General features: G+C 47.6%; 10 protein-coding genes, 1 tRNA gene and 1 rRNA gene. 10 read left to right on the forward strand and 2 right to left on the reverse strand.

Annotated elements, in window-relative coordinates:
* Nucleotides 1-491, reverse strand: a 16S ribosomal RNA gene (locus ACE418_RS06995); the annotation flags it as partial.
* Nucleotides 492-991: 500 nt separating this feature from the next.
* Between ACE418_RS06995 and ACE418_RS07000 the strand changes: the two genes are divergently transcribed.
* Nucleotides 992-1,067 (forward strand) — tRNA-Thr (locus ACE418_RS07000).
* 148 nt (nucleotides 1,068-1,215) lie between these two features.
* On the opposite strand, the gene ACE418_RS07005 is transcribed toward ACE418_RS07000, so the two are convergent.
* Nucleotides 1,216-1,875, reverse strand: a complete 660-nt coding sequence (locus tag ACE418_RS07005) for a helix-turn-helix domain-containing protein (RefSeq protein WP_416449943.1) — start codon at nucleotides 1,873-1,875, stop codon at nucleotides 1,216-1,218.
* A gap of 138 nt (nucleotides 1,876-2,013) precedes the next feature.
* On the opposite strand from ACE418_RS07005, the gene ACE418_RS07010 reads away from it, so the two are divergent.
* From ACE418_RS07010 to ACE418_RS07050, 9 genes are all read left to right on the forward strand, one after another.
* Entirely contained in the window at nucleotides 2,014-2,211 is a 198-nt protein-coding gene (locus ACE418_RS07010) for a helix-turn-helix domain-containing protein (RefSeq protein WP_416449944.1), read from the forward strand.
* Nucleotides 2,208-3,512 carry a tyrosine-type recombinase/integrase gene (locus tag ACE418_RS07015; RefSeq protein ID WP_416449945.1) on the forward strand — a complete coding sequence of 435 codons (1,305 nt, stop codon included), beginning with the start codon at nucleotides 2,208-2,210 and terminating at the stop codon, nucleotides 3,510-3,512. The genes ACE418_RS07010 and ACE418_RS07015 overlap by 4 nt, the downstream gene beginning before the upstream one ends.
* Nucleotides 3,513-4,805, forward strand: a complete 1,293-nt coding sequence (locus ACE418_RS07020) for a VapE domain-containing protein (RefSeq protein ID WP_416449946.1) — start codon at nucleotides 3,513-3,515, stop codon at nucleotides 4,803-4,805.
* A gap of 346 nt (nucleotides 4,806-5,151) precedes the next feature.
* Nucleotides 5,152-6,789 (forward strand): ATP-dependent DNA helicase, encoded by a 1,638-nt coding sequence (locus ACE418_RS07025; RefSeq protein WP_416449947.1) that lies wholly within the window; start codon nucleotides 5,152-5,154, stop codon nucleotides 6,787-6,789.
* Between the two features lie 437 nt (nucleotides 6,790-7,226).
* Complete coding sequence (locus ACE418_RS07030) at nucleotides 7,227-7,553, forward strand: MobC family plasmid mobilization relaxosome protein (RefSeq protein ID WP_416449948.1); 327 nt, start codon at nucleotides 7,227-7,229, stop codon at nucleotides 7,551-7,553.
* Complete coding sequence (locus ACE418_RS07035) at nucleotides 7,514-8,719, forward strand: relaxase/mobilization nuclease domain-containing protein (RefSeq protein ID WP_416449949.1); 1,206 nt, start codon at nucleotides 7,514-7,516, stop codon at nucleotides 8,717-8,719. The genes ACE418_RS07030 and ACE418_RS07035 overlap by 40 nt, the downstream gene beginning before the upstream one ends.
* A gap of 452 nt (nucleotides 8,720-9,171) precedes the next feature.
* Nucleotides 9,172-10,353, forward strand: a complete 1,182-nt coding sequence (locus ACE418_RS07040; protein ID WP_416449950.1) for a zinc ribbon domain-containing protein — start codon at nucleotides 9,172-9,174, stop codon at nucleotides 10,351-10,353.
* Nucleotides 10,354-11,317: 964 nt separating this feature from the next.
* Nucleotides 11,318-12,016 carry a metallophosphoesterase family protein gene (locus tag ACE418_RS07045; protein WP_416449951.1) on the forward strand — a complete coding sequence of 233 codons (699 nt, stop codon included), beginning with the start codon at nucleotides 11,318-11,320 and terminating at the stop codon, nucleotides 12,014-12,016.
* A 34-nt stretch (nucleotides 12,017-12,050) separates the two neighbouring features.
* Complete coding sequence (locus tag ACE418_RS07050; RefSeq protein ID WP_416449952.1) at nucleotides 12,051-12,347, forward strand: hypothetical protein; 297 nt, start codon at nucleotides 12,051-12,053, stop codon at nucleotides 12,345-12,347.
* Nucleotides 12,348-12,351: the final 4 nt, after the last annotated feature.

Consider the following 12,351-nt stretch of genomic DNA (forward strand, 5'->3'; position numbering starts at 1 on the left):
CGGGTATTGACCGTCATGCCATTCGTCCCGTATAACAGAACTTTACAACCCGAAGGCCGTCATCGTTCACGCGGCGTTGCTCCGTCAGACTTTCGTCCATTGCGGAAGATTCCCCACTGCTGCCTCCCGTAGGAGTCTGGGCCGTGTCTCAGTCCCAATGTGGCCGTTCATCCTCTCAGACCGGCTACTGATCGTCGCCTTGGTGGGCCGTTACCCCTCCAACTAGCTAATCAGACGCAAGCCCCTCCTCCAGCGAAAGCTCCGAAGAGCCTCCCTTTCTTCTCTCTGCCATGCGACAAAAAGAACGTATTCGGTATTAGCAGCCGTTTCCAGCTGTTGTCCCCATCTGAAGGGCAGGTTGCTTACGCGTTACTCACCCGTTTGCCACTCGAATTGATAAGAAGCAAGCTTCTCATCGCTTCTCGTTCGACTTGCATGTGTTAAGCACGCCGCCAGCGTTCGTCCTGAGCCAGGATCAAACTCTCCATGATATATGGAAGAGCGTTTGGCTCTTGTTTATTGATTGGTATTACTCATTGTTTGACGTTCTATAAATAGAACCTCGCACGTTGGCGTTCATTCAGTTCATTGTTCAGTTTTCAAAGGTCATCGTTGTCATCGCCTCACCGCGACGACTTGTATATCTTACCAGACGTTTCCCATCTTGTCAACACATTTTCCAAAAAAACTCAAAATAATTTCCATTCGTCTGCAAATACCGGTGTTGGTAGTAAAATATCCGTAGTTAGTCCCCCAATCCGAGAAAATTCCTATAATGGTATTATATAATATAAACAGGCCAGTAGAACCACCTCACCAACTACAACCTAAAACCCTTTCACAATCATCACGGAAACAGCCCCGCCGCGGTTCTCCTTCCCCAGCGGGGCTGTTCCCGTACACGCCATATGGGCCTCTTCAAAAAAAATCAGAAAAGTTTAAAAAAAGTGTTGACAACCATAGGCCTCGTGAATATAATATAAGAGTACTTGCCACTATAGCTCAGCTGGCAGAGCATCTCATTCGTAATGAGAGGGTCGTAGGTTCGAATCCTATTAGTGGCTCCAATAAAATCAAGGCTTCCGAGAAATCGGAAGCCTTTTTTCTTATATTTTGGCAACACTTTATGGGGGGACTTTTATCAATTCCCACATCAATCCTTGTATAAAAACCCGGAGATATAACCAGCCATATCTCCGGGTTTATTTTTTTACATTATTTTTTAATATTCTTATCTTTCATTGATGAATCAATATATGCCTCCAAATCAAAAATCGGTTTAGAATATGGCATTAGCCTTGCTTGTTTTTCAGGCAATCCAAGTCGATTATTAACACTTACCAATCGATAAAGAGACATCATATATTCTTGGTTTATATCGGTATATAAAACCGAATACTTATGATTGGCCGGATTTTTGATAATCAAATCATTCTTTAGAACGTCCAATTTTATTTGCTGCAAGAGTAATAAAATATTGGCCCTAACGCCTAATGAGTAATATATATGTCTGACCCGCTCGTTAATATATTCATCAGGAGCCATAGCCGTTTTAGCAGGCCACAATGTAATAATCGATTCATCTGGAGCATTAACTTTCAGCGGACAATATTCGCGTTCCAACGAACACATTAAGGATTCCGTATAAGGAATATCTGAGCGTCCAGAGAGCCAATCCAATGATACAGAAAACACGTCAGCAATACCTTGTATGGCTGATAATGCTGGAACGCGCCGTTTATTTTCCCAATGATTTATCGTTGCTTGACTCACAGGCAATGCAAGAGATGCCAAAGAAGAAAGTTGTTGAAGATTTAACTTATATACCCTTCGTAACAATTTTAACCGTTCTGCAAAAATTTCGGCATCATACATAAAAAGCCCCCATTTCACCTTGACCTGATTTATACAATAGTATATAATATACTTAAGATATTTCAACAAGCATTTTTTTAACACATGCAAAAAAATATCTTTTTGTATTCATTATAGCAAAAAAAGGAGGTAAACACAATGGCAACAAAAACGCTGTATACGGTTGCTGAAGCTCGAAATGCGTTAGGATGCACCATGAGTAGCAGCTTCATTTATAAGCTTTTGAGAAAAAATGAGATCCCATATGTAAAAATCGGTAATCGTAAGCTAATTACCGGTGCATGGGTTCGCAGAATTTTGGAGGAAGCACAAAAGTCAGGTGGTGATTCCCAATGAGTCGTACAATAAGAAAGCGCGGTAACGGTACCTATTGGCAAGATCGCACCACCGGGCGCTGGTGCTGGCAATGCCAGGAAACCGGCCGGGACGGCATCCCACGTCGAAAGAAAATCACGGCTAAATCGCTGGAGGTCTTGACTCAGAGGGTAACCACCTACCAGCAACAGAAATCTCAAGGTCTCCCAACCGATGAGCTCACAGTTGAGCAATGGGCAAAGGTTTTCTTGCAATCCGGAAAATCCACGTGGAAAGGCAAGACATACCGTAATTACCTCGGAGCCTTAAAAAACCATATTGTCCCAGCATTCCGTACAAGAAAACTTGCCACCCTAAGGCCATATGAAATCCAACAATGGTTCCAAGAGCTCCTCGAACGTCCCTTGTCGATATCAACCGTACTCACGATACGGCGAATTTTCGAAGTCGTCCTGTCCGAAGCCGTTCGCAACGGATTGATTGATAAGAATCCAGTGCGCTTAGCGCGACCTCCAAAGTATAAGAAGAAGCCCATCCGAATCATGAGCCTCGAACAAATGCAAGAACTCTTGCGCTTGGCAAAAATCAAAGCCGATGAAGGTTCCAACAATATTGGCACTGACTACCTTCAAAAGATGTATTACGTCTTTATTTACCTCGGAGCCATGACCGGATGCCGAGCTGGGGAGCTAGCGGCTTTGACCTGGCCGGATTTCCAGGACGGCAAGCTAAAAATCCACAACAACCTGACCGTAGACCATGATGGTCGGCAAATCATTGCGGACCCTAAGTCAGAGACATCTCGACGCACGCTAGCTCTTGACCCGGATACAAGCCACCTTTTAACCAAATGGCGACAATACCAGCAAGGCTATCGAAGAACAGTCGGCACGTATTACGCCGACGAGCGGCAGCTAATTTTCGCCAATGCGGCCGGAGGCTTTGTTGCTTTAACAAATCTAATCCGTCGGTATTGGCACCCGCTACTCCATGAGGCAGGCTTGCCATCCATGGGCTTGCACAGCCTCCGCAAGTTCCATGCTTCATATTTAGCCAAGGTCGGCATTGCCTTGCCTGATATCGCGGCGCGTCTCGGCCATGCCGATTGCACGGTACTCAATCGTTACTACCTGACGACCGTCTCAAATCAGAGGGACATCATTAATGCCTTGGCCCATTTCGATTCTGAGCCAGAACCCAAGACGCCAAAAAATCCGCCCGATGCTGCAACATCGAACGGATTGTACCGTGACCAAAATTCTCCTCAGCCACGCCCCCATTGTACCACAATTCCGCCCTCATCGGCAAAGGGGGCCAAATAAATGAATGACATCAATAGCATCAACAGCCAGTGGAACTGGCCCGTCGTAGACCTAGACATTCGCCATGGGCAAAGGCGCAGTATACCTATCCCTTCCGCTCTGGAAAACGTAGAGTATGCCTTAAAACAGCTGGGCATCAAGGTCCAGTACAATCAAATGACCAAAGAGATTGAGCTGACTGGTGGCAATCTGTTAGCCAATGCTCCACTGGATGTCGGTATCACACAGCTTCGTAGCCAGCTGACAGCCCATCACCTGAGAATCAGCAAAACCGAGACATGGGATGCCGTCTCAGCCATTGCGGCCAAGCACCCCTACAGCCCTGTCTGTGAGTACCTGAAAAAATGCCATCAAAATTGGGACGGCAAATCCCACATCGACGACATTTCCCGCTTATTGAAGCTAGACCCAAAAGTTCAGCAAGATGCGGACTTTTGCAAAATACTTCTGGAAAAATGGCTTATTTCTGCCGCCAAGTTAGCTTTTAATAAAGGGGCCATATCCGCGCAGGGCGTACTGATACTGGTAGGTCCGCAAGGCATCGGGAAAACCCGTTTCCTTTACCGATTGCTGCCTCATTCGGATTGGGGTGCCGACGGCATCACCTTAGACCCCAGCTCCCGTGATGACACTATGCGCGTTATGCGGTTTTGGATTGTCGAGCTCGGAGAGGTCGGCAATACCATCCGCAAAGAGCGGATGGACGCGTTAAAACAATACATCACTCAAAAACAAGATGTTTTTAGAAAGCCCTATGCCCGCTCCGCGGAAATGATACCACGCCGGACAATCTTTCTCGGGACCGTCAACGAGCTCCCAGGAGAGGGATTTTTACGAGATCTTACCGGCAACCGTCGCTATTGGCCTATTGCAATCTCACAAGTGCTGGATCTGCCCTTGGACCGTGACCAGCTGTGGGGATACATCATGCACCGCGCCTTTGATTGTCAAGCCCCACACTACCTCAACACCGCTGAGCTGGTCCAGCTCGAGTCGATGAATACGCAACATCTCCTGCTCTCGACAGAGGAGCGCCTGCTACTGGATTCCCTGGACTGGAACGCCCCACTGAACCATTGGCATAGGATGACGGCTACCGACCTCTGCGATGAGATTAATATTGCTCCGCAAAATAACCGTAAAGTCGGCAGAGCCTTGCAAAACATCTCTCGCAGGGATTCCCGTCTCAAGACGCCGAGTAATCACCATCATCGAGAGTACCTCGTCCCGCCTACGAAGACCCCATCTTGGGCTTCACCTGATCGGACAGAAGAAAGCGGGACAGCCCCTTGAACCGTCAATGTCCCCCCCACCGAACCGGATAAAATACACTCTCCCTCGTCTCGGGGACATGGGGACATTGATTCCCAAAAACTATTCTAGATTAATTAAAAATAAGTACACAGGGGGACGGCCGCCCTTGATAGCCCTAACGTCCCCACCCCCGATTCTGTGTACTTCCGGGGGTACAGGGGGCTATGCCCCCTGTGGTTGGGAATTGGGCCACCGCCATCCGAAGACGGTTTGTTCAGAACACCTGCGGCTACCGTTCCACTTATCCCCAAATTCGGCCATACCCCTACAGAACCCGCCGCCCTTGTCAGCTATAATTTTTCTCCGTGAAAGAAGCGTGATAAATATGATAAATAAACGCCGGGGTCGTAAGCCCCTAAATATTCCCGAACAAGACAAACGTCGCACTTGTTCGATTCGGGCCTCCAAAACTGAATACGAAATCGTCAAAGTGTTTGTAAAATTACTCCGCCAAGATATGGCAAAATGTCGTGTTTTTTTGGGCCTCGCACAACCCTCAGAGGCCGTATGCTCACCGTCCCCATCGACCTCCGAATCCGGGGCAGCTGAGTCTGGGGCATCCGCTGACTCGGGTCTGACACCGGAACAGCAAATCGTCTTCGCTGCCATGGTGGACGGGCATAATGTGTTCCTTAGCGGCGGTGCCGGCACTGGGAAAACTTACCTCTTGGAGCATTTCATTCAGTATGCTCAAGGTGAAGGGAAAACCGTATTACGTATGGCGCCAACGGGTATTGCGGCACGCATCATCCATGGTACGACTATCCATCGGGCCATCCATGCCCCTACTACCGTCATCGGTCCGGATAATTTTCAGCCTGCCAGCTATGCCCATCAAATGGGTAAAAAAGTGTATGAAGTAATCGCCCGAACCGACATCCTCATTGTCGATGAAATATCCATGTGCCGAAGCGATCTCTTTGCCTACCTGGCAAAAATCATCTTAGCCGAAGATCAGCTCCATGTCCCCTTCCGCTTTGATGCCAAAGAGGAAGATACACAAAAATATGAGGACCTCACCCCAATAAAGCATCATATCCAGCTTATACTTTGTGGCGACTTCGCTCAGTTGCCGCCTATCATCGGTAAAGACAGTCGAGAAGTCTGGCGACGCTGCTATCCTGAAAATGAGGCTGGCTGGCCTTTTCTAACGGCCCAATGGGATGCACTCAAGCTGAAAATATTCGATTTGAAAAAGGTAATACGTCAAGCGGATCCTGCTTTTGCGGAAGCCTTAAACTTAATTCGGCGCGGCAATCCAGCCGGTATCCAGTATATTAACGAGAACAGCGCAAAAATGCCGCAACCAAACTGTATGACCGTTTGCACAAAAAACAGCGAGGTCGACCGGATTAACAAGGAACACTACTCACAGCTGGACACGCAATATCAAAAAACATATCAGCTTGAGGAAGAAGGGGATGTAACCGACGACGATAAGCGAAATATCCCCAGTCGTTTAAAACTCACGCCGGGAGCTCGCATCCTGTTCTTAGCAAACGATACCGAAGAAAATCCGCCTCGATACTCCAACGGGTCTTTCGGCACCGTGACGGCCACTAAAATGGACTCTGTCATGGTTGAGCTGGACAGCGGCTCTGAGATTGAAGTAAAACGCAAAATCTGGCAAGTAACTCGTCCGGTCTTGATTGAAGACGAAGATACTGGAGAAAAAAGGGTAGAAGAAAAAGTGGTGGGGAAGTTTTCCCAAATTCCCGTAATGCTCGGCTGGGCCATCACCATCCACAAGAGTCAAGGTCAATCATATGACGCCATGAACGTCGATCCGGCGAATATATTCGCGCCCGGCCAGTTGTACGTTGCTTTGTCACGCTGTAAAGATGTGCACAAATTGCACTTATCTCGTCCCCTCGTTCCATCCGATGTAATAACGTCCGATGCCGTAAAGCGCTTTTACGGCTGGACCGAACAAGGTGTTGATTCGCAAAAGGAAGGAGAATAAATGTATGACACCGACTCAAAAAGACTTTATCTCGATTTTCAATGCCTTGTGTCGATTGCACCGGGTAATACGTCTGCATCACTCCATTTGCAATTGGAATGATGGAGAAATACTCTCAATTAAAATGGTGACGTCGAATCACTGGATTGTCACCTATGCGTCCGGATTGTATTACCACTATGACCTCCGGGACGCCACATGGTACTGATACTCTGCCCCACGCCGATAACGCATCGACGTTTTGCCTATCCCCCGGCCTGCTCCATGGTCATCGGTCGTCGGCAGTCCGGGGATTCCCGTGTATTTTTTTCTGACGGCGTGGGGGCATCTTTGCAAGTTCCCTATTTGGCCAGCCACCGGCTGGTCAAACAGAACTTGCGAGGGGCGCTGCCCCTTCGAACCCCGGACCCCAAATACAAAATAAGGAGGTTTTCCCAATGGCTAAAGGTAAGCGGACCCGGCCTTATGGCCTGTCCATTCGCATGACTGCCGAAGAAAGAAAGGCAGTGCAAAAACGCATCAAGGAATCGGGAAGGTCGCAAAGAGACTTCGTTCTTCATGCACTTTTGTCGATACCTATTATCAATAATTACGGACTGCAATCTCTGCTTCCGGAAATACGGCGCATTGGCAATAACCTGAATCAGATGGCCCGCAGCTGTAACCAGGGGAAGCATCCAGCGTATGTTGAAATCATCGCTATGCGGAAGGAGCTGAGTCAGCTGTGGCAATCATTAAGGCAGCTCAATCAGGAGCATCTTTGAAGCGTATCCTTAATTACGTAACACAGCCGAAGAAGACGGAAGAGCATTTAATAGTCGGCATTGATTGCGACCCACAAAATGCATATGATGACATGATGATGACGAAAGAACTGTTCCATAAGACGAACGGTCGGCAGTACAAGCATTTCATCTATTCGTTCCCGCCAGGGGAAGCCATTACGCCAGAGCAGGTGCTGGAAAACGCACAGCGTCTCGTGACGGAAACGCCGGCACTGCAAGGCTATCAGGCCCTCATCGCTGTGCACCAGGACCGGAAGCATATCCACGCCCATATTGTCGTCAACTCCGTCCATACTGAAACGGGGTATAAGCTGCAATGGTCCAAGCAGGACCTGGCGGATCTGAAAGAACGCTGTAATACCCTATCGCAGGCCCAGGGACTCTCAGTGCCCGAAAAAGGGCCGGATATCACCGCTTGGAATATGCCCAAGCAGCAAGCCTTGTCAAAGGCCTTAGCAGGCCAATATCAAAGTTATTACCTCGAGATGGCCGATGCCATCTCAACATGTCAAAGCCAATCCGTGAGCCGGACAGACTTCGTCCGGCTGATGGATGAAAAGGGGATCCAGGTCACTTGGACAGACAAGCGGAAGCACATTACTTTTGCTGATGCCGAAGGACATAAGGTAAGAGATAGTAATTTTGAAAAGACTTTGAAAATCCCCTGCTCCAAAGACTCTTTGGAAGCCCATTTCGCTGAAAACGCGAAGAATATCCAGGCCTTGAAGAAGTTGCAAGAAGAATCAGCTAAAACTGAAAAGACGTCGTTTTGGAAATCGCTTACGCAATCCATTACGCAGACCGTTTCTTCCTGGCGAAAACAGCACCAAGAAGCGACAACCCAGGAAGCCTTACAAATTGCGGCTCAAACTTCGATTATGACAGAAAAGGAGGTATCCCCCAATGAAATATCAGCCACCGTCCGCACAAGCGGAAGAATCAGGCCGTCAACGCCTGATTACAGAACTCCAGAACAAGGTAGAAAGACAAACAGCCGAGATTCAGGAACTGGAGAAAGAGAAGCAACAGCTTCGTCAGGAGAAAGACGACCTGAATCACGACCTGGAGCTCATCAGCGAAAGCACTATCTCTCTTCAACGAGAAATAATGCAAAGAAAAGCCGAGACCAAGGCATGGAAAGATAAATATAACCGGAGCCGTCAAGGTAAAGGATTTTCCATGCGCTGGAGCTTCCTCTTGACAGGCTTGCTACTTTACAGTCTTTGGATGACAGCCTATTTCATCCCCACTACCCAGACCTTCCAATCTATATGGGCCTTCATGAAATCCATGACGCTCACTGATTATGTATTGGCTGGCGTAATGATACTTCTGGGCGTTTTATTACTGTATTACTTTATGGGTAAGCTTCATAAAATTTTTTATGGCTATTGAGTATGAAGTAAAAAGCCATGATAAGTCCTAACGAAAATGTGACCTAACCCAGGGTGCTTTTTCGCGCGTCATTCTAAACGGACCTGTGCCGCCGGCAAGGGTAAAATGTACAGCAAGCTGCCCCTGCCTCTGGCCCAGGTCCGTTTTTTCATTTTGCGCAAAAAGCAAACCATTGTGGTGTTAAACAAAGGAGTGGGTTCACATGACAACAACAACCAATACGTATACCAGACAGGACAATCCTACCTCTTCCTATTTTCATTTACCAATTCTCCTGCATCCAGACCAGACAGCCATGGACCTGTTGCAACATACGCAGGATACATACCGGGATGCCTGCCTGGATATTGTGAAATTTTTTGAAGAAAGGAATATAGATATCGCCGTGTTCGAAAAACAATACTGGGAATACAGAAATAAGGGGGAAATCCATTCAGAAGAAGATAAGAGTATAAATCAGGTAAAAAGAATCAGTCACCAGATAAGCTACCGGCTGAACCAACGTTTTAAACTTCGTATAAAGTATGGCCAATACCCATTAGCTACCGTGATGTCAGCATATCGGCAAGCGAAGAACCAGCACAAGGAATTTAACCTTGAGCATTCTCGACACCTTTCTGTTCGGCTCATTCCAGGACGTTCGTACGATATCCATTTTCAGGCAGATAATGACGCGGATTCTTTTACCTGTGTACTCCGTATTGGCAAAAAGGTAACGGTGAAATTCTCATTGCCCGCTGGCATTCCCTTACCGCCGAGTTCCTGGAAGTCAAAGATGGCTTTCCTTGAGTACAAACATGGTACGTGGATGATGAGAATCGCCTTTAGGAAGCCGGAAATAACATCTCTCAAACAAGTATCTCGCATTGTCGGGGTTGATAGAGGCATCATTAATATTGCCACTACGTATACACCAGGAAATACCAAGCGGTATTCTAGAAAAGAATATTTGCCGGATTGCGGTTCTTCGTCATCCCAGGATAAAGGCGAGCAAGCGCTTACCGCCAATATCAAAATCGCGCGAGAAATCGTAAGCCAGGAACCAGCGGGAACCGTTTTCGCTTTAGAAGACCTTACCTTTAAAGATGAAGAACGGCCCAACAACTGGCCGTATAGGCATCTGGAAGACATGCTGACCTATTTTGCGGCATTGTCCGGCCAATGGATCTATACATGCTCTCCCCACGATACCAGCATAACCTGCCCCGTATGTGGTCATGTAGAAAGAGCCAACCGCTTGCAGAATGAACATCGCTTCGTCTGCCAGAACTGCGGCTATGGGGCAGATACCATCGTAAATGATGACGAAAACGCTGCCCGGAACATTTACGAACGTGGGAAAGCCAACCTTGGAAAAGAATTCGGTAATACGTTAGGTACGTAATCAATTCCTGGAAGCAGGCTGCGGATTTTGCGGCCTGCTTTTACATATAATAATTCCAATGCCATGTTTATTATTCATTACGAGGAATAAATATTCCGAAATAAGATTAACACAAAACTACATATACACATACACATGTGTATGTGTATAATAGTAAAATGGCTAAATAAAGCCATTTTTCGTGAACGAATTCATAGCTTGAAAAGAGAAATCAAGGTCGCGATAATAAAAATCCATTTGGTTTTATATGCATGATTTTGTTGACAACAAAGCAAAAGTGTCCTATAATAATACTTGTAATCGATGTACCGCAATGTACATCAATGGCACCTATTGGGTTCGTTTGCTTTTCCCTAAGCCGAGAAGGGCCGGCGTCGAAATCACCGGTACCACTCGGTAAAAGCCTGGCAAAAAATAAGTCCAGCAACTCACCGTGAGCGAGTTGAAATAAAAAAACGCCCCGTCAAAGGATAGGGTACATACCATAATTGGGTTCGTTTGCTTTTCCCTAAGCTGAGAAGGGCCGATGCCGAAATCACCGGTACCGCTCGGCAAAAGCCTGGCAAAAAATAAGTCCAGCAACTCACCCAATTTGTGCGAAGCTTGCCAGGGTACTCCACTCTGGTAACACTCTTAAATGAGGTTCGCAAAAACCAAAGACCGGAATAAGATGGGTACTAGAGTTTTCCACCACCCCTTTGCAATCCGTGTATATGAGTGGGTTGAAATGATGGTACAGGTAACGTTGTCCTAGTAGTAGACAGTTTGCAATCCGTGTATATGAGTGGGTTGAAATACGGCCGTAACAACGTCATCCCCACACGTGGGGCTTGCAATCCGTGTATGTGAATGGGTCGAGAGTTGAAATCCTGATCTGCTTTTATTTAGACAAAAGGTGCCAAAATAAGAAGAGAGCGAGTTTTCAGGCTTGCTCTCTTTTATTTTATATTGAGGAGGTGTTCTTATGATCTATATTACCGGAGACATTCATGCCAATCCGGAAAGGCTGGGTATGGATGCATTGGCCCAACGCGGGATTCATATGAATCCGGAAGATTATATCATCGTTTGCGGTGATTTCGGGATTCCCTGGGTTGGGGAATCGGATGAAACAGATCATAAGTGGCTGGAATGGCTGGCCCAGCTGCCGTATACGGTCCTGTTCGTCGGCGGGAACCATGAGAACTTCGACCAGCTCTGCCGCTATCCGGTGAAAAGCTGGTCCGGCGGCCGGGTCCAAGAACTGCGGCCCAATCTCTATCACCTGCTGCGCGGCGAAGTCTTCACCCTCGAAGGCCAGACCTTCTTCACCTTCGGCGGGGCCAAGTCGACGGACAAGGCACAGCGCTGGCCCGGTGTGTCCTGGTGGCCCCAGGAAGAGGCGTCGACCGAAAACTTCGACAATGCCGCCAAGAACCTGACAGCCCACGATTTCACCGTCGATTACGTCATCACCCATACGGCGCCAGCCCGTTTTGTCGACCAAGTCGCGGACATGGCCCAGTGGATTGAAGGCTGCAAGACCTCCCAACTCCTGAGCGGCCTGGAAGAGCTGATGACCTATAAGAAATGGTACTTCGGCCATTTCCATGTCGACTACATCCGGGCCGACTCCGTGGCCGCCTGGATGTATCAGGACGTCGTACCGATCGAGAAAAAATGATGCCCCAAAAGGACGTGATAGGATGGATGACGTCATGGATGAACGATTTCCAGAGCAGGAAATATGGGTCAAAGCCATCGTTGCAAAGCAAAATGAATCTCGGTGGCGGGTAACCGATGGGAGCAGCACCTTTGAAGTCCATATCGAAAAGGATGTCCTGGACCGGCTCAAGCAGGAAAACCTCAAGATTACCCGCGGAAATATTTTCCGTATCCGCTACTATATCCGGCAGAGCGTAAAGGATTATGCCTTGTCGAGCCAATATGTCGTTACGGAAATACTCGAAGTCAAGAAGAGAACGACGCAAATTGAAATGCCCTGGACCATCTAGTAAG

This window comes from Megasphaera jansseni (assembly GCF_047974155.1).
GTDB lineage: Bacteria > Bacillota > Negativicutes > Veillonellales > Megasphaeraceae > Megasphaera.

Bases quoted from the DNA above. Each gene is read 5' to 3' on its own strand.
- ACE418_RS07045 (WP_416449951.1), top strand. From the start codon at position 11,318: ATGATCTATATTACCGGAGACATTCATGCCAATCCGGAAAGGCTGGGT.
- ACE418_RS07020 (WP_416449946.1), top strand. From the start codon at position 3,513: ATGAATGACATCAATAGCATCAACAGCCAGTGGAACTGGCCCGTCGTA.
- ACE418_RS07010 (WP_416449944.1), top strand. From the start codon at position 2,014: ATGGCAACAAAAACGCTGTATACGGTTGCTGAAGCTCGAAATGCGTTA.
- ACE418_RS07030 (WP_416449948.1), top strand. From the start codon at position 7,227: ATGGCTAAAGGTAAGCGGACCCGGCCTTATGGCCTGTCCATTCGCATG.
- ACE418_RS07040 (WP_416449950.1), top strand. From the start codon at position 9,172: ATGACAACAACAACCAATACGTATACCAGACAGGACAATCCTACCTCT.
- ACE418_RS07005 (WP_416449943.1), bottom strand. From the start codon at position 1,875: ATGTATGATGCCGAAATTTTTGCAGAACGGTTAAAATTGTTACGAAGG.
- ACE418_RS07015 (WP_416449945.1), top strand. From the start codon at position 2,208: ATGAGTCGTACAATAAGAAAGCGCGGTAACGGTACCTATTGGCAAGAT.
- ACE418_RS07050 (WP_416449952.1), top strand. From the start codon at position 12,051: ATGGATGAACGATTTCCAGAGCAGGAAATATGGGTCAAAGCCATCGTT.
- ACE418_RS07025 (WP_416449947.1), top strand. From the start codon at position 5,152: ATGATAAATAAACGCCGGGGTCGTAAGCCCCTAAATATTCCCGAACAA.